Consider the following 17,955-nt stretch of genomic DNA (forward strand, 5'->3'; position numbering starts at 1 on the left):
ACCGCTGAACTCGACGCGGACGGCATGTTCGACGGTCAAGGTAAGGACAAGTGCACCAGCTGCGACGGCACCGGGAAGCAGAAAAGGTGAGTGATGAGCCGTGATGAGCCGTCAGCCCAGGACAACACCCCCGAGGGGCCAGACGTGATCATTCTGGAGTGTCCGAAGTGCCGGCGCGCCCAGGCACAGGCCCGCGCGAACGCCCGGAAGGGCAATCGGGACCGGGACGGCCTCCCGAATCTCAACCTCCAGGCGGTCCCTGACCGCTGCCCCCACTACCGGGACGTCTGGACGCCTGGGATGGGCCCCGGTTCCGATCCGCTGCCGCCGCCGGGCACGCCGGAGGAGCGCCGCCAAGGCCCGGTCTGACCGGGCCCGGAAGTCGCGCGAGGAGGTTCAGCGACTCCCGGCGGCGATCTCGGCCCGGACCCGCGCGACGAACGCCGCCAGCACCTGTTCGCCCGCGAGCACCCCGGCCGCGGYGGTGACGGTGACATTCGGGCCCGACCAGCCCAGCTCGTGCAGCTCACCGTGGGCCGGACGGATGGCGTGGTCGGCCGCCGCGAGCATCGGGACGTCGAGCACAGAGTCCCCCGCGGCCAGCAGCCGGGCGGTACCGGCACGGCGGGCGACCTCGACCACCGCGCGCTGCTTGGTCAGGACCGATGGGACGAAGTACACCTTCCGCCCCTGCACCGACATCGCCCAGCCCGCGGCCCGCGCCGTCTCGGCCTCCCCGGTCAGGTCGGGAATGCCAGCGCGGTCGTGGGCGACGAGGTAGACGAACAACCCGTCGGCGACCCGCACGAGCCGGGCCCAGCCGCCGGCGGCGGACCGCTCGGCGAGCGCCACCATCTCCGCCAGGGGGGCGCAGGCGGCGGCGGCCTCGGCAGCCACGTCCGCCGCCCAGGCCGGATCGGGAACCCCGTCGACCAGCAGGTGCCCGCCGTTGGCCGCGATCGCGTAGCGCGGCCGGACCCCGAGCTCGACCCGCGCGTACTGGGCGAGGGTGCGGGTGGTGACCGGGACGAGGACGGCGAGGTCGTGCAACTCGGCGAGCAGGGCCAGCGACCGCGCCGTCGCGAACGAGATCGGCGCTCCGTCGAGGCGTTCGACCTCGACGAGCTCCGGTGCGGGCCGGTCGTCGGCCAGCAGCAGCGAGTGCCGGGAAAAGATCAGCGTCTTGTCCAGGTCGCAGGCCAGCAGATGACGCGGCCCGGACGCGGCGGACGGACCGGCCGTCACGGGGGACGAGTCGGCCGTCACAGGACGTCCGGGCGCCAGCGCGCGTTCGGGGTGTGGAAGACCGGTGCCGCGCCGACCGGGCGGACCAGCCCCACACAGGAGAATGGCAGGTCCGCCAGCTCCTGGACCTCGACGTCGCGGTCGGCGGCCAGGGCCAGCACGTGCGTCAGCTCGTCGAGCCGGTCGGGGGCGACGAGGATGCGCCAGGGCACCCGGCGCAGCAGGACCCGGGTCGTCTCCCCCACCCCCGGCTTCACCATGACCACGTCGGGGATGTCGAACGCGGCCGCGATGCGCTCCACCGCCGCCCAGCCCGCCCAGGTCGGACTGCGGTCGGCGGCCCACAGCCGCGGCCAGGTCTCGGCGACCTCGTCGGCCACCTCGGGGAAGTGGGCCGCCACCGTCTCGACGAAGTGCCGGGACAGATCGTGCGCCGCGAGTTCGGCGTAGTACTTCGCACCGTGGAAGTCATCAGGACCGATGTGCTCGGCGTTGAGGACGGTCCGGCTGACCAGCCCGCTCACCGTCGAGTTCAAGCAGGCGCTCGGGATGAGGAAGTCGTCGCGGGTCCCGTAGAGCGGCACGCACCGAGCCGGGTCGGCCAGCACGGCGAGGGTGTCKTCCAGCCCGAGCCGGGCCACCGCGTCGGTCAGCACCCGGGTCATCACCCCCTTGCCGGTCCAGCCGTCGACGAACTGGATCACCTTCCGGTMGTGCCGGGAGGTGAGGTAGCGGATCGCGTTCAGGTCCACGCCGCGATCCTTGATCACCGAGATCGCGTAGTGCGGGGTGTCGAGCCCGTGGCGCCAGCCGTACCAGCGCCGCATCAGGATCCCCACCGGGGTACCGGCCCGGGCGATCGAGGCCAGGACCGGCTCGGGCTTGGTGACCCGTACGAGCTCCGCCACGAGGCCGGTGGCGAGCGCGACCCGGCGGGCCGACCGGTCCAGCGCCCGGTGGTAGAGCTCCAGGTAACCGGCGTCGGGTTGGTACTCGACCGGCAGGTCCTCGGAGTAGTGCCGGCCGGCCTGCATGGCCTCCTCACGGTCCTCGGTGGGCCGCTCCAGGGCGACCGCGCTGAGGTCGGTCAGCAGGAAGGTCACGTCCGCCGGATCGTATGAACCCGAGCCGACGGTGCCGGTGAGCGCGGGATCCACCGCGCCGATCCCGCTCACCGGGCATCCCCGGGCGCACCGGTGAGCGGTCCGGCGGCGGGCGGCGCACCGGTCGGTCGAGGGGACGGCCGGTAGGAGGGCTGGTAGGAGGGCAGTGTCAGCACCGTGACCGGAGCGCATCGGCGTAGCTGAGTAAGCATGCCGTGGAGGCCGGTATCCGCACGGGGAGAGCTCCGGTCCGCCCCCGGGGCGACGTCCGGGACAGAGTCGACGACCCGGACAGAGTCGACGACCACCACGATGTCGTCGTACATCCCGGGCCGGACGTTGTAGACGTGGCTGGCCCGGCCCGGGTCGTCCGGCGCGGGAAAGGTGAGGGCGGCGCGGATGGCGTAGCCGTCGACGTCGACGGGGTGGACCGGCGAACGCGTCGTGGACTGGTAGCGGATCTCACCCGGACTCGTCCGGGCCAGCGCGTCCGCTATCCGCATCGGCGTGTACATCAGTTCCTCCGTCCCGAGCACGAGCGTGCGACCCGCGGGCCGGGTCAGCGCGGCCAGTACCGTCGCGGCGACCGGCGGCACGACCTCGTCGAGGCGGTGGCGGTCGGTCGGCGACCAGCGATGACGGCCACCGTCAGGCAGGTCGGACGGCCAGTCGGCCACCAGCCGGCGGACCGGGTGGGCCACCAGCGCCCCCGTCGCCCGCGCCGCGTCCCGACCGCCCGCGCCCCCGGCGAACCGGGCGCGGATCCGCGCGGCCCGGTCCGCGATCTCGGCCGGCACGGTGACGGTGGCCGTGAGCGGGGCGACGACATCCAGCCGGACCCCGAGCTCGCCGGCGAGATCGGCGAACGCGGCCCGGGCCGCGGGCGGACGGGCGTCGAGCAGCGTGGCAACCACGTAGTGCTCGCGCGGGGCGTGGGCCTGCAGGATCCGGATCGTGCCGAGGGCGGTACGCCCGGTCGACAGCTCGTCGTCGACGAGCACGATCGGCGCGCCGCACCGCAGGATCTCGCGGTCCTCGGGCATCAGCCAGTGGTGGGTCGCGTGGGAATGGGACTCCACGAACTCGAGGATCGGCGTGACACCGGGCAGCGGCCGCCGGGTGGTGTGCAGGTAGTGGCTCGCCGGGAGACCGTCGGCGACCGCGTGCCCCAAGGCCGTCGCGGTCTCGCAGTAACCGATCACGATCGGGCCGGTCCGCGGGCCCCCGGGCTGCTCGGCCGACGAACCCTGCACCGGCGGGTCCGCAACCCGCGGGTCCGCAACCCGCTTTCCGGCCTCCTCGAAGCCGGGCAGTGCCCGGACCAGCGCGGCAACCCCGGCCCCGGCCGCGAGCGCCTCGGCCGGTGCCACCGGCAGATGCTTGCCGAGCACCCGGCTGACCAACAGGTGCGCCCGGCGTGGGTTGCGGCGCAGGGCGAGTCCCACCAGGGCGTGCAACCCCTGGCCCGCCACGTCCGCGGTGACCTGGACATCAAGGCCCAGCTCGGTCCACAGCCACATCCCCGCGGGGGCGGCCGCTGGGCCGCGGGCGGGCGCGGGCGCGGGCGGGTGAGGGATGGGCGCGCCGGTGGGGGCGTCCGTCCCCGCCGTCGCCGTCATCGGGCATTCCACTGGTCGAAACGACCGTGCGTCGCCGCCAGCACCTCGACGAAGGTGTCGCCCTCGCGCAGGACACCGAACGCGCGCGCCCGGCGGATCACCACCTCGGCCCAGGCCCGGTGCGGACGCAGCTCGTTCATCTTGTTCGCGTAGCTGCTCGGCCGTACCCCGCCGGCATCCCCGTCAAGGACGGTCTCGGCATCGGTGTACTCCTCCTGGGTGACGACGTGCAGCGCGTGCACGGCGGGCACGTGGCTGGGGTGGATCACCGTCTTGCCGATCAGGCCGTTGGCCTTGTCCAGAACAACCTCCCGGATCAGCCGGTCGAGGTCCGCGGAGACCAGTTCGCTGCGCATCCGGATCGCTTCCTCCCCGCCGTCGACGCGGTCCGCCTGCGCGAACGGGGTCACCCGCAGCGAGCTGACGAAGAGCCGTTCCGGCTGGGCGAAGTACTCCCACACCGGTCCGGTCACGACGTGGTCACCGCCCCGCGCGCAGATGTTCACGATGTCGGCGATGCAGTCCCGGACGACGGCGATGTCGTAGATCGTCAGGTCGCGGTCACGGCGCAGCCCGAACAGCCCGCACAGGTCCGTCGCACCGAGCCGGATCGCCAGCACCTGGTCGGCGTGCTTGTCGACCAGCCGCCGGACCGCCGACAACGCCTCCACCCGGGTCTCCCGGTTGATGACCTGCGGGCTCTCCAGCACCGGCATAGTCCACAGCGGACGACCAACCGTCTCGGAGGCCCGCAGCACCGCCTCCATCGCCGCCTCGCCACCCTCCTCGGCGAACTTGGGCAGCACGAACCCGGCGAGACACCCGACTCCGGCCGGCCCGAGCCGGTCGACAAGATCCGGGATCTGCCCGACCGCGCGGACCCGGACGAACAGCAGCGGCATCGCGCCCGCGGCCCAGGGGGGCTCCGCCGCGAGCGCGCGCAACGCGGCGACGACGTTGGCCTCGGCTGCGGCCACCTCGGTGTCGGCGATGGAGTCCTCCAGACAGAGAACCATCGAGGTCACCCCCGCCGCGGTCTGTCTGCACACGTCCGATGCCAACCGGGGGCGCGTCCCCGGGGCGTAGAGGGTCGCGCCGAGCGCGGTGGCCAGCAGATGACGATCATCATTCACGGTGATGTCCTCCGGCGGCCGGAGGAACAGCGCGTCAACCGTCTCGGGGCCTAGAAAGGCGAAGTGGCGCAAGCAGCGTTCTCCTCGTCGAAGGCAGGGGCGTCGTTCGACGAGCATCCCGAAACGGTGCGCGCCGACCGAAGCCGGCAAGATCGTGAAACGTTGCCTCTCGGTGACGGTACCTGGCGAAAGGCATCCGACGACAGCCCGCGGGAACTGACAGCCAGCCGACACACGGCGGCCATCTCGGCGCCATCTACGGGGCGCCGATCTGCGGCGCAGCGTCCGCGAGCGGCCAGCCACCAGCCGGCAGCGGGCGGCAGCGGGCGGCGCCCGCCGGCCTGATCGGGAACGGGTGGTCCGGGAACGGATGACCCGGGAACGGGTGGTGGGCCGCGGAAGGCTGTGTCGCCCGCGGCCCACCACTCCCGGCCGACCCTCGATCGACCCCCACTAATGCGACTAACTGGCGCCGGATCCGAAGAGCTTCTTGTACATGGCGGCCGCCTTCGGGTTCTGACCGCCGTTCGTGATGGTCGAGCAGACGTTTCCGGGAGTGGGGTCGCTGAAGTAGGCGTCGTATCCCATCACGTCGCTGGCCGCCTTGAAGGTGTCGAACATCTTCTGGATGTAGAAGGGATTGTCGCCACCGCCGTCACCGCTGCAGGAGGCCACCCCCCATTCCCCGACGCCGACCTTCTTCCCGTGTTCCCGGGCGAACCTGATCACGTAGCACAGGCCGTTGACGTCCTCGCACTGCTTGTTCCACGTCGCCTCGTCCTTCGACGGGGGGAAGTGGTCGTAGGCGTCGATGCCGACATAGTCCACGTACTCGTCGCCGGGGTAGGCGCCCCAGGGACTGTTGCCGCTGGGTACCGGGGAGGCGTGCGCGTTGAAGGTCCAGTCGATCTTGACTTCGGAGTCGGTGGACCGGATGGCGGTCGCGATTTTCCGGAAACAGTCCCGGAACACCGTCGGGTCGGCGTCCGTATGCCAGTACATGAACGTTCCGTTGAACTCCCAGCCGATCCRGATGATGGAGTCCGCCCGGCCGTGCGCCACGAGGAAGCTGCCGAGCTTCTTCCATTCGGAGTCGTACTCGCCTCGGGCACAGGCGGCGTTGTCGCCCTGGCCCTTGGGGAATGTCGGCTGGCTGATCAGCAGCTTGCCCTGGAAACCCTTGAAGAGATCCACCGGCCAGGCCGGCTCCACCAGCCCGCCCCAACCCTGGTCGCGGCTCGTGTAGACGTGGACGATGTCGTTCGGCCGGCCGCGCCAGTCACCGAACTCGACGAGCTGCGCGAGCTGATGCGACTGGAACCCCGACAGCCACGGCAGGCCCGACCTCGTCCCACCGGCGCCGGTGCCCGTCGATCCCGTACCGGGGGTCGGTCTCGACCCGGACGGGGTCGCGGTCGGCGTTGCGGTCGGCGTTGCGGTTCTCCTGGTGGGGGCGGTCGAGCTGGCGCTCGCGGACGGCGCGGGGGACGGCGACGCGGACGCCGAACCGGCGGCGGACGGGGACGGCGCGGGCGAGACGGCCGGGCTCGGCGAGGTGCCCGCGGACGTGTCCTGCTGCCTGGGAGACGGCGATGTCGAGGGCGCCGTCTTCACCACCGGTTCATCGGGAAGAGCCGGAGCGGCCTGGAACGCCCGGGCGGCCGCCTCCGGTCCGGTCACATCAAGAGCGTCGGTCGCCGTGKCCGTGCCCTGGGTGGCCTTGACGTTGACGGTTCCCGCGAAGTCCGCCGGCACCCGGAAGCCGAGGATGAAACGGCCGTCGGCGTCCGCCCGGGTGAGCGCGCTGCCGCCCAGCTTGGCCGTCTCCGCCACGACGGTGACATCATCACCCGCGGTAAAACTGCGGCCACCGACGARCACGATGTCCTGGTCGAAAAGGACGAGGGTGATCCGGCTGCGCGCCTGCGGGCTCAGCGTGGTGAGTGGAACGCCCTGCGCGCGGCCACTGCCCGCGTCGCCCCCCGCCCGGCTGGATCCGCTCGTCGCGGATGGCGACACGGCCGGAGTCGGCGACGGTGACTTTCCCGCGGCGCGGGCCAGCGGGGTGACCGCCTGGAGGAGACCCACCACGAACACGGCTATCAGGCCGATCCGGGCTCCGGTCCGGACCCGGCGCTGGGTGTGGATCCGGCCGCTGYGGGGTCGTCGATGGGCTGAGGGAATCGGCTGGCCGACCGGAGGGGCGGGTCGGCCGCGGATGATCGAGGCCATGCTCGCGCGCTGCCTTTCGGTGTTGGCGTGACATGCTCCCGTCGGATCACCCGGCGCGCGACGGCGGAGCATGGCCGGACCACGACCCACGATGGGGCGTCCCCTCCGAGCGGACCGCTCGCACGGCAACCGCTCAGCGCTCCACCGGACTCGACCCGTGCCTCACCAGGCGAGTCGACCGGGCACCGTCAGGTGCCCGTCCGTGAACCCAACCGTCTCCGACCTCGCAGCCGGAACGATTCGACAGGTGCTCCACCCAGGTAACCGATACACACCTGGGCGGTACTGGGACTAGGAGTGATGAGGCCAATCGTAAACGGCGCATCCCAGCCAAGGAACAGCACCCTCATGAATACTTTCCGTAGTAGCGCATATGTTGTAGATCTGGTGCCACAAAACCCGAGGTAACCGCCATAAATCAACGGAAGAACAAGAAGAAATGAGCCGAAGCGGACCACGGAGAGCACATCCACCTGGGATCGCTCCGGATCATCGAATGACCAGTGCGTCGTCCGGTGGTTGGGTGATGGTCCATCCAGTCGGGTGCACCAGCGCAGGCAACAGCCGGACTCCCCAGGGCAGCTGGGCGCCGTCCAGGGTGACGTCGATGGTCCGGGTGCCGGCCTGGTCCACAGCGGCGAGCCGAGACAGCTCGTGGGCCTCCGCGGCAGCCCGCGGCGGTACGGTTCCCGGCCGCGCGAACAGAATCAGATCTCCGGCCGGACCGGTGGTGTGCACCTGTACCCGTAGGGTGCGCCGCCGCCAGCCGGACCTGCTCACGGTGTAGGTGACGGTCGGCTGGACGGCCGGAGCCTGCGGCGGCGTGGGGCCGGTGGACGAACCCGCCGTCGGGCCCGACGGCGGGTTCGTCTGCGCCTCCGACGCGTGCTCCGGCACCGGGCGGAGGGGGCCGGTGGCCAGGGGCTGCGGGTAGGTGCCCGTCGCCGCGGGCAACGGCACAGCACCCGTCGCCGCAGGCAACGGATAGCCCCCGGTGCGGGGCTGGGTCGGCCCACCCGGCGGCTGCATCGTGATCGGGTCGGCGACGGTACCAACCACCGGCCGGCCCGAGACCACGCCAGCCGAGACCACGCCAGCCGAGCCTCCCGGGCTGCTCCCGGACGCCGCCGGCATCGGGGGTGGATCAGGACGCGTCGCGGGGCGCRCCAGCACCGAGACGCCGGCCGCGACCACCCGGGCCACGCCCCCCGACCGGTACACCGGGTAGCAGGCCACGTGGTAAGCCCACCCGTCCCGCGGCGCGGCGAGATGCCAGCCGCCCTTGATCTCCAGACTGGTATTGGTGACCTTGGCGCTCGCGGCGTAGGGATCATCCGGTCCGGTCGGCGGTTGGTCACGGCGCCAGAGCACCCGCGCCTCGGTGACCCCCGGTGGCAGCTGGAAGGACAGCACGATCGAGTCGCCTCGATCGTCGGCGCGCAGATCCCGCACGGGTTCGATGGCGAGGTGACACACGGCCCGGCCGACGACGGCCGTCCCGCCATGGACCGTCAGCGGCGTGTAGATGACCTCGCCGACCTGTGCCACCTCGCTGACCTGCCCGGAACGGCTCAGCCCCACAAGACGTGACGAATCGGGGATGGCGGCGAGCGACACGTCGCAGCCTTCCGGCCCGATGCCGATCATCGGCAGGGGCCCCGACCCCGGGTAGGGCCACGGGCCGGTGCTGGTCGCGTGAGCGGTGCTGGTCACGTGGGTGATGGCGGCGGGGACGGCCGGCGGCTGCGGCACCGGGGTCGCGTAGATCCGCACCTCCCAGCCGGGCGGCGGCGTCCAGCGCAACGTGGTCCGCCCGGCGGCGGTGGCCGCCGTGAGGTCATGGACGGGCCGCGGGCGGGCGGCCACCTCCAGCGTCACCTCGGCTCCGGGGGTCCGGGCCGGGTGTCCCCGCGCGTCCTGGTACTCGACGAAGACGTGGTAACGATAGGTCACGCCGACGACGACATCGGTGTCGTGGAAGAGGCCGCCGGTGCCCCGCGCCCGCCGGGGCGGCTGGCTGACCGCGGCGGGCGGTGCCACCGTCCGCTCCACTGTCACGGCGGCCAGCGCCCCGCCGAGGCTCCAGTCCAGGCGGATCCCGGCGGCGGTGCGCTCGGCCCGCAGGTCGGTGATGTCCCGGGTGAAGACGAGCGGGGCGGTCTCCACCGGCGTGGAACGGCGCTCACCGCAGAGGGCAGTCACCTCGTATCGCACCGGAGTCCAGGCGGGAGCGCCGGCATCGCACAGCTCCGTCGAGCGGGTGGTACCGAGGCTGCTCCGCCCCGGGGCCACCCCCTGGCCGTCGCCAGCTTCCACGGGCACGACGCGTTCCACCCGGTAGGAGACCGGGCCCCCGACCGAGGGCGAAGCGCGCCACCACAGCTGCACCGAACCGTCGGGGCCCGGCACCGCGGTCAGGTCGGACGGCGGGGAGAGCGGCAGAGCCGCCATCGCCGCGAGCGCCTCCCGGTTGTCCGCCGCCGTCGCGAGGACCGCGGCGAGGGCGGCCTCCTGGTCCTCGGGTGGTAGCGCGCGCGCCGCCTCGACCCGCCGGCGGATCACCGCCTGGGCGGCAATGAGCTCGGCCAGCACCTCGGCCGGTTTCCGGCCGTCGGGGCCGGGGACGTCGGCGGCCTGTGCCGCGAGCCACCGGGCATCGGCAAGCGCCGCATCCGCCCGGCACGCCGCGCGGGCCTCGGTGAGTGCCCGCCAACCGGCGTCCGCGGCGCCCAGCGCGGCGGAGACCCGGGCTCCCAGTTCCTCCGCCGTCCCGGCGACCGGTCCACCGACGGCGGCCAGCACCGGATGGGCGGTCGTGAGGATCTCGCCGGCCTGGCGGGGATGACCGCCCTCCAGGGCGCGACGCACCGCGACGAGCGCATCGGCCGCCTCCCTGGCCTGGCGCAGGCTGTGCCCGCAGTGCCGGCAGACGACCGCCGCCGCCTCGGTCATCGATCCGCAGGACGGGCAGGTGGTGTAGAGGTCGGTGTCGCAGTACCGGCAGTGCCGCACGGACCCGGCCGCCTCCGGCCGGCCGCATCCCGGGCATACCACGTAGTCGACGACCCCGCCGACGTTCACCGCGGCGCCGAGCTCCCGAGCCGCCTCCAGGACGACGGACTTCGCCTGAGCCGCGGTCAGTCCGCGCCCGGTCGCGAGCGCCGCCCGGACGAGACCCTCGAAGGCGACCGCGGTGAGCTCGCCGTCGAGCACGACGTGTTCCTCGACCGCGGGCCGCAGCTCGTCCACGGCGTCCGCCATCAGCCCAACGGTGTACGCGGCGGGGTCGCCCTCGATCAACCGGGCGGAGACGAGGGCGAGCAGGTCCGCGGTGACCGTCTTCTCCCGGTCATGGGGACGGTGGTGGTTGCCCGCCACCATCGCGGCGTACGCGGCCCGCAGCCGCTCCGGTGAGGCGTCCGGGRCCAGCCCCAGGAAGGCCCACAGCGACGCCGTCGAGACCCGGTCCCCGCCGCGCAGGGCGCGCAGCTCGCCGAGCCGTTCGGAGATCTGCCGGCGGACCTCGGCCGGCAGCGGTTCGACGCCCCCGCCGACGGCGTCGATGATGATCTGCTCCCGGCTCAGGCGGGCGTCGAACTCCTCGACCGTCACCCCCGCGGCGACGGCGAGGCGGCGCAGGCCGTCCACCCGGGATGCCGGGATGCCGCCGAAACGCTCCCGGACGGTGGCGAGATAGCCGTCGACCTTGGCGAGACGCTCGGCGTCACCGCTACGCCGGGCTGCCAGCACCCGGGCGCGGACCCGTTCCCGGGAGTCCGCGTCCCGCAGCGGCTCCTCCCATTCCGCCCGCCGACGGACAAGCTCGGCGGCGAGGGTCGCGTACTTCGCCGAGTTGCGTTCCCGCTGCAGGAAGGCGAGCACCCGCACCAGGTGCGCCCCGACGTCGGAGTCGGTGTACGCCACCGTCGGATCGAGACCCGCGAGGAGGAACGGGTCGGCGGTGTCCAGGGAGGCGCGGGCCCGCAGCGGCGCCAGCACCCGCTGGCGATAGCCGCTGCCGTCGAACGCCGCGCTCACCGATCCACCTTCGTCCCACGTGCCCACCGTGCCCACCGTGCCCGCCGGGAACCGGCCGGCGGCCCGTCGTCAGGCGCCGATCGTGGAGCGGCCGTCGACCACTCCACACCTGAGAGTACGAAGCCGCGCCTCGGCGCGGGCCGCGGACGCCAGGTTGGCGCCGCCCGCACGCACTGCGCGCACCCACGTCCCCGCGAGGCCTGTAGGGCGCTCCACCGGACGCGGTGCCTGGTCAGGCTGAACCCTATCCACTCCGGCGTCGGCCGCCGCGGGCCGGAACACTCGTGCGGGAACACTCGTGGGGGAGGCCGAATGGCCCGGCACCGGCATCGATCCACGGCGAGGTCCGATCCGCCGCGGGGTCCGATCCGCCGCGGGGTCTCAGTCCCGCTGCTTGAGCAGGCTGACCTTCGCCGACTCGACGGCCCGCATCTCCTCCGAGCCGACCCCGGCGCGCACCTCGAGCACCAAGGGGGTGRCCGCGCCCTCGTGCGAGGCGGTGACCTGGATCGTCTGGTCCCCGCCCATCGTGAAGGTCACCTCAACGGGGGTGCCCAACGGGTGGCCAGGCGGAATCCCGCTGATGGAGCCGGCGACGATCACCTTGTTGTCGTCGATCGCCGTGGACTCGGCGGTGGTGCCCTGCTCGAAGACCCGGATGTCCACCTCGGCCTGATCGTCGACGACGGTGTAGAAGGTCCGGGTGACGGCGATAGGCAGCGGGTCGTTCTGGTGGGCGAGGAAGGCCGCGACCGGTGTGCCCCGGTCCTCGGCGAAGATCCCGAAGCCACGTGACGTGACGTTCGTCACTTTCGTGCGGACGAGATCGACCACGGAGGCGGTCGAGAGTCCCGCCTCCTCGGCGCTGGCTGCGGCCGCCTTCTCCACGTCCACGGCGTCGGCTGCGGCGAGTTCCTGGTCGGGACGTAGATGCCCGCTGGCGACCAGGTCCGCGTGGACCTCGCGCTCCAGTGCCTTCTTCTGCCCGTACACCGCGGCGCCCTTGGCGACGGCGAGATCGGGATCGGCAAGCCGAGAGGTGAGCCCGAAGGACTCCTGCAGCCGGCGGGCCACCGCCGGTGTCTTGCTCATGCCCCCCACCAGCAGGCACAAGTCGATCTTCTCGACACCCTTCTCCCGGGCTCGCGCCAGCACCGAGCCGGTCAGGTCGATGGTGCGCCGCAGCAGCGGGCCGGTGATCTCCTCGAAGACGGTCCGGGTCACCGGCACGCTTGTGCGCCTGCCGTTGTGCACGACCAGCACGTCGACGCTGTCCCGGCCGGACAACGCCAGCTTCGCGTCCTCGGCCGCGGCCAGCAGCTCCTGCTCGTCGTAGACGTCGTCGAGCGGGTCGCCCGCGTCGGGCTGCGCCTCGGTGAACTTCTGCGCCAGGTAGCGGACGAGTTCGTTGTCCCAGTCCGCACCGCCCAGCTCGTGGTCGCCATCCGTGGCGACCACGGTGATCGCGCCCTCGCTCAGCCTGATGACCGTGGTGTCGAACGTGCCACCGCCGAGGTCGTAGACCAGCACGGTCGACTCCTCGGCCCCGTCCTGGCCGAATCCGTAGGCGAAGGCGGCGGCGGTCGGCTCGTTGATGATGTCGACCACGTTGAGGCCGGCGAGCTCGCCGGCCAGCTTCGTCGCCTTGCGCTCCTCGTCACCGAAGTACGCGGGCACGGTGATCACTACATCGGTGACCGGGACACTGGTCGCGCGTTCGGCATCCGCGGCGAGCGCCTTGAGCACCAGGCTCGACACCGCGGCGGCGCTGTACTCCTCGTCATGCGCCACGAACCGCCAGTCCGACGCGCCCATGTGCCGCTTGACCAGCCGGGCGACGTCGTCGGGACGGATGCGAGCCTGGCGCTTGGCCTGGGTTCCCACCACGAAAGAGGTTGGGCCCTCCGCCCCAGTGTCGAACAGGACGACCGAAGGCGTCGTCGGCTGGGACTCGATGTTGCGGATCACTTCCGGTCGGCCGTACTCGTCGACCTGGGCAATGCAGGAGTAGGTCGTGCCCAGGTCGATCCCGAACACCTTGGTGCYTGCCACCGTCTAATTCTTCCCTTCACAAGCCTCGTACCTCCGCGGCTCAGCGCGATCGGTAGACCTCGGTCTCCGCCGGTCGGACGACCGTGGTCTCGCCGCGGACGAAACCMGGACGAACGGTACGAGCGATCGTCCCGTCCCGTCCCGGGTCGTCCGTCGGCACCCGACGCACCCCCAGGTGCCGCGCCGGGTCGAAGGTCCCGCCCGGCACCGCCGTGTACGGGCGGACGTCCACAGCGACATCGAGCACCTGGAGCAGCTGCTTACGCAGGATGCCGGCGACACTCTGCGGATCGTCGGCCCCCAGGCTACCCATTTGATCATGAAGTCGAATCAACCCCCGCAGAAGGGGGGCCATGGCTTCGGTAAGCTCACCACTACGTAGCCGGGCATTCTCGGCATGCAATCGGTCCACGAGTTGGGTATCGTGACGCCGTAGCCGGGCCAGTTCGTCAACGCGRCTCGCGAGGCGTTCCAGCGCCACCGCCTGGACAGCACCGATCGAACCCACCAGATCCGTCCCGCCGCCGTCAGGGCCCGGACGGTCCACGGGGCAGTCCTGATCCGCCGAACCGTCCTGAGGAACCTGATCATCCTGAGCCGCGGTGCCGCCATGGTCGACCGGGCCGCGCTCCGCATCCCGTTGATCCGGGCCCGTCGGAGACCGTGTCGGCGTCGCCGGTCCGGCGTGCTCGGCGCGCTCGGATGCCACGGCCGACTCCGGCTCGTCGGGCCGGACCTCGTCGGGCCGGACCTCATCAGGCCAGACCTCATCAGGCCRGACCTCATCAGGCCGGAYCTCATCAGGCCGGACCTCATCAGGCCGGATGTCCTCAGGGCCACCCGCCCCGCGGTCCCCGGCCTCGGGACCGGTCTCGCGCCACTCAGCCTCCGGCAGGTCATCGGCCTCGCGCGGATCGGTCGCCTCGTACGCGGGCGCGCCCCGAGAGCCCGCGACGGAGCGGTGCTCCTCCCGCGCCCCATACCCCGATCCGGCATGGTCCCCGTAGCYACTCGACCCGCCGTGGCTTGGCTGCGAGGGGGACCATGCCGGGGCGTTCCGTCCCGGGAACCGGTCCTCTCTCGGCGGATGGGCGTCCACCGGAACCTGCCCTCTCCGGCCCTGTTCCCAGCCGGCCGCCCGCGAAGGACCGGCGTACGCCGGGTCGGCCTGGCCCGGATCGGCGCCGGTCACCGGCCCGCCGCGATCATCGGCGGAGTATCGTCCGGGCCGCTCCCGGCCTCGCCCGGAAGCCGGGTCACGATCAGGATGAGATCGGTGCCCGGGGTGGGCCCGCTGGTCGCAGCTCGCACGGTCGGCGCGCGCCTGCTCGGGCGAGGGCTCGCGACGTGGCTGGAACATCGAGTATCGATCCTCCTCGCCGACGGGCGGCGGGACCGGATGGCTCATCGCGGACTACCGGCGTCACTTGCGGCCGGCAGTCCAGTTCAGGCCCCAGCCGTAGGCCTCGTCGAGCTCGCGGTGACCGCTGACGTAGCGGACCTCCCGGCTGACCTTGAAGTCGTTGCCGGTGTTGGTCAGCAGGGCGATGGCGCACATCCGGGCGCCACCGGCCTGCTCGTCCAGCCGGACCTCGATCGGGGCACCCTGCGCCGGAGTCAGGGTGACCACCGCGTCGGCCTGGTCGAACGAGGCCACCCCCTCGTAGATGAAGGCGAACACGAGGATGCGGCGGATCTGGGAGATGGCGGCGAGGTTCACGTACAGGTTCTCGCCACCGACCGCGGCGCCCGTGCGGTCGTCCGCGTCGAGGTTGATGAAGGGGGGATCCGTGAAGGAGCCGAACGCATCACCCAAGGCCTGGACCACACCCGCACGGCCGTCGGAGAGCTCGAACAACGCGGCGAGGTCGAGATCAATGCCGCCGCCCGCGGCGCCCAGCACCCGCTTGAGGAAGCCGCCCTTCTGCTGGCCGCCGCCCGGCTGCTGGTTCCAGTTGAGGTTCACGTGCAGCCGCCCGCCACCACCCTGCTTGCTCAGCGAGACGGTCGGCGCGGATTTCGTCAGTGTCACCTTGCTCAGCGAGACCGGGCCGGAACCGGCCGCCGGTGTGGCGGGACGTTTGCTGTAGTCGATGCCCATGATCCGCTCCCTCGCGGTAGCTGGGTGTCATCCATGATCAGGTGATCATCGCCTGGCAGGATCGGACGCCAGTACCCGACGATGTCACATCCGCGGCGGCGCTCTCCAGACCGGCCACCCAGGCCCGGTGCGCCGGCCGGCTGTCGCCGCCCGGCGCACGGCCGCTACATCGGGGCGCCGACGGCCTCTCGTGGCTGCCCCGGGCCGCCCTCGTCCTCGCCCGGGACGGACCCGGCACCCGCCAAACCGCGCTCGGCGGACCGGTGGCGGATGGAGGACAGCAGCGACAGACCGATGAAGGCCACCCCGATGAGACCGGTGACGATCTCCGGAACCTCGGTCTCGATCGAGATGGCCAGGATGATGGCCAGCGCCCCGATCGCATAGTGGGCACCGTGCTCGAGGTAGATGTACTCGCCGAGAGTGCCCCGCCGGACCAGGTAGACGGTCAGGGACCGGATGTACATCGCGCCGATCCCGAGACCGGCCGCGATGACGAAGATGTTCTGGGAGATCGCGAAGGCGCCGACGACTCCGTCGAACGAGAACGACGCGTCGATGACCTCGAGGTAGAGGAAGAGGAACGCGGCGGCCTTGCCGGTGGCGAGCACCAACTTCGGYGGGCCGCCGGTACCGTTCGACCGGACCGGGGCCAAGCCTGCCGACTCGGCGACGGAATCGTCGTCATCGTCCTCGGCGCCCACACCGCGGGCCTCGAAGAACTCGCCGAGTCCCCGCACGCCCAGATAGGTCGCGAGCCCCGCCACCCCGGAGAGCAGCACCTGCTGCTGGTGGTCGCCGGCGAAGGCCTGGCCGACCACCAGCAGGGCGATGAGCCCAAGCACGATCGGAACCACATCGAGCTGGCCCGCCCTGCGCAGCGGCTCCTCCAGCTTCTTGATCCACTGGATCTCCCGTTCGGGGTCGAACAGGAAGTCCAGGAACAGCATGAACAGGAAGATCCCGCCGAACGCGGCGATGGCCGGATGCGCGTYACCCAGTTTCTCCGCGTACCGGGCACCGTCGTTCAGCGCCAGGTCGAAGACCTCGAGCGGACCGAGATGCGCGGTCAGCGCCACGATGGCGATCGGGAAGATCAGACGCATGCCAAACACCGCGATCAGGATGCCGAGCGTCAGGAAGATCCTCTGCCAGAACTGGCTCATCCGGCCGAGGATCGTCGCGTTGATGACGGCGTTGTCGAAGGACAAACTGATCTCGAGCACCGCGAGGATCGCGACGAGCGCCGCGTTCCTGGGGCCACCGATCACCCCCGCCGCGGCCACCCCGATAACGGTGATCGCCAAGGACCATCCGAAGATTCGCAAGGCGTGCACGCCTACCAACACCCTCCCGGACCGGTCGCCAGACCCCGGCCGCGCCGCGCGGGCGGATCCGCGGTCCGTCGGATCCCGCATCGCTCAAGCATCGCCGGAGACCGCGTCGTCCCGCGGCCTGCTGGCCCGGTGCGGCGGTCGTCGGCATCGTAACTGCTCGTCTGGTGGGCACGACCTGACAAAAGTGCTACACCCGATGTGTATCGCTCTACCTGTACATGTCACCCACACACGACCGGACCCATAGCATCTGGTCATTACCGCGCCGGCCGGCGCGGTCGGACCCAGTGACCCGGTCGGACCCGGTCGGACCCAGTGACCCGGTCAGACCCAGTGACCCGGTCAGACCCAGTGACCCGGTCAGACCCAGTGACCCGGTCGGACCCGGTCGCCTGACCGAGCCCGACTGCGCATCCGGGGTTCAGACGTATCCGGGGTTCAGACGTTGACGCCGAAGTCGCGCGCGATCCCGGCCAGACCCGAGGCGTAGCCCTGTCCGACGGCTCGGAACTTCCAGTCCGCGCCGTGCCGGTAGACCTCGCCGAACACCATGGCCGTCTCGGTGGAGGCGTCCTCGGTGAGGTCATAGCGGGCGATCTCGCTGCCGCCGGCGCCGTTGACGATCCGGATGAAGGCGTTGCGGACCTGGCCGAAGTTCTGCTGCCGCGAGTCCGCGTCATAGATCGAAACCGGGAAGACGATCTTGTCAATCTCCGCCGGCAGGGATGTGAGGTTCACCGTGATGGCCTCGTCGTCGCCCTCACCCTCGCCGGTCAGGTTGTCGCCCTGGTGCTCGATCGCACCGTCGGGGCTCTTGAGGTTGTTGAAGAAGACGAAGTGCCCGTCCGACACGACCTTGCCGTCGGCCCGGCACGCGATGGCGCTCGCGTCCAGGTCGAAGTCCGCGCCGGTTGTGCTCCGAACGTCCCAGCCGAGYCCGACCAGGATGTTGGTGAGTCCGGGCGCCTCCTTGGTCAGCGACACGTTGCCGCCCTTGCTGAGGCTGACTCCCACTGCTCCTCCTGCTGTGCGTTGTTCGAAAGGGCTGCCGTTCAGATGTTGCTGCCGTTCAGATGTTGCTGCCGTTCAGATGTT

At 71.6% G+C, this 17,955-nt stretch carries 12 protein-coding genes; 1 reads left to right on the forward strand and 11 read right to left on the reverse strand.

The window, feature by feature from the left end:
- Window positions 1-93: 93 nt before the first annotated feature.
- The gene (locus tag CcI156_RS24925; RefSeq protein WP_023841106.1) at window positions 94-369 is read left to right on the forward strand and encodes a hypothetical protein; all 276 of its coding nucleotides are present in this window, start codon (window positions 94-96) and stop codon (window positions 367-369) included.
- Window positions 370-396: 27 nt separating this feature from the next.
- On the opposite strand, the gene CcI156_RS14350 is transcribed toward CcI156_RS24925, so the two are convergent.
- From CcI156_RS14350 to CcI156_RS14400, 11 genes are all read right to left on the reverse strand, one after another.
- Window positions 397-1,245: a sucrose-6-phosphate hydrolase gene (locus CcI156_RS14350; RefSeq protein ID WP_076806227.1), complete on the reverse strand. Its 849-nt coding sequence runs from the start codon at window positions 1,243-1,245 to the stop codon at window positions 397-399.
- A 17-nt stretch (window positions 1,246-1,262) separates the two neighbouring features.
- Window positions 1,263-2,411 carry a cysteine protease StiP family protein gene (locus CcI156_RS14355; protein WP_076806225.1) on the reverse strand — a complete coding sequence of 383 codons (1,149 nt, stop codon included), beginning with the start codon at window positions 2,409-2,411 and terminating at the stop codon, window positions 1,263-1,265.
- A gap of 5 nt (window positions 2,412-2,416) precedes the next feature.
- A complete protein-coding gene (locus CcI156_RS14360; protein ID WP_023841105.1) occupies window positions 2,417-3,967 on the reverse strand; it encodes a phosphoribosyltransferase family protein in 1,551 nt (516 codons plus the stop codon).
- Window positions 3,964-5,172, reverse strand: a complete 1,209-nt coding sequence (locus CcI156_RS14365) for an HpcH/HpaI aldolase/citrate lyase family protein (RefSeq protein WP_023841104.1) — start codon at window positions 5,170-5,172, stop codon at window positions 3,964-3,966. The genes CcI156_RS14360 and CcI156_RS14365 overlap by 4 nt, the downstream gene beginning before the upstream one ends.
- Before the next feature lie 390 nt (window positions 5,173-5,562).
- Window positions 5,563-7,332, reverse strand: coding sequence for a glycoside hydrolase family 26 protein (locus CcI156_RS14370; protein ID WP_076806215.1), 1,770 nt, complete (start codon window positions 7,330-7,332; stop codon window positions 5,563-5,565).
- Between the two features lie 489 nt (window positions 7,333-7,821).
- On the reverse strand, window positions 7,822-11,370 hold the full coding sequence (locus CcI156_RS14375; protein WP_076806229.1) for a hypothetical protein: 3,549 nt from the start codon (window positions 11,368-11,370) through the stop codon (window positions 7,822-7,824).
- A gap of 381 nt (window positions 11,371-11,751) precedes the next feature.
- Window positions 11,752-13,422: an Hsp70 family protein gene (locus tag CcI156_RS14380; protein ID WP_076806217.1), complete on the reverse strand. Its 1,671-nt coding sequence runs from the start codon at window positions 13,420-13,422 to the stop codon at window positions 11,752-11,754.
- Window positions 13,423-13,462: 40 nt separating this feature from the next.
- Window positions 13,463-13,735: a hypothetical protein gene (locus CcI156_RS26975; RefSeq protein ID WP_254665544.1), complete on the reverse strand. Its 273-nt coding sequence runs from the start codon at window positions 13,733-13,735 to the stop codon at window positions 13,463-13,465.
- A gap of 1,110 nt (window positions 13,736-14,845) precedes the next feature.
- Window positions 14,846-15,523: a tellurium resistance protein TerA gene (locus CcI156_RS14390; RefSeq protein WP_011438051.1), complete on the reverse strand. Its 678-nt coding sequence runs from the start codon at window positions 15,521-15,523 to the stop codon at window positions 14,846-14,848.
- Between the two features lie 164 nt (window positions 15,524-15,687).
- The gene (locus tag CcI156_RS14395; protein ID WP_076806219.1) at window positions 15,688-16,860 is read right to left on the reverse strand and encodes a DUF475 domain-containing protein; all 1,173 of its coding nucleotides are present in this window, start codon (window positions 16,858-16,860) and stop codon (window positions 15,688-15,690) included.
- 438 nt (window positions 16,861-17,298) lie between these two features.
- A complete protein-coding gene (locus tag CcI156_RS14400; protein ID WP_011438053.1) occupies window positions 17,299-17,874 on the reverse strand; it encodes a TerD family protein in 576 nt (191 codons plus the stop codon).
- Window positions 17,875-17,955: the final 81 nt, after the last annotated feature.

It is taken from the genome of Frankia sp. CcI156 (assembly GCF_001983015.1).
Lineage (GTDB): Bacteria > Actinomycetota > Actinomycetes > Frankiales > Frankiaceae > Frankia > Frankia casuarinae.

Bases quoted from the DNA above. Each gene is read 5' to 3' on its own strand.
- CcI156_RS14390 (WP_011438051.1), bottom strand. From the start codon at position 15,523: ATGGGCATCGACTACAGCAAACGTCCCGCCACACCGGCGGCCGGTTCC.
- CcI156_RS14360 (WP_023841105.1), bottom strand. From the start codon at position 3,967: ATGACGGCGACGGCGGGGACGGACGCCCCCACCGGCGCGCCCATCCCT.
- CcI156_RS24925 (WP_023841106.1), top strand. From the start codon at position 94: ATGAGCCGTGATGAGCCGTCAGCCCAGGACAACACCCCCGAGGGGCCA.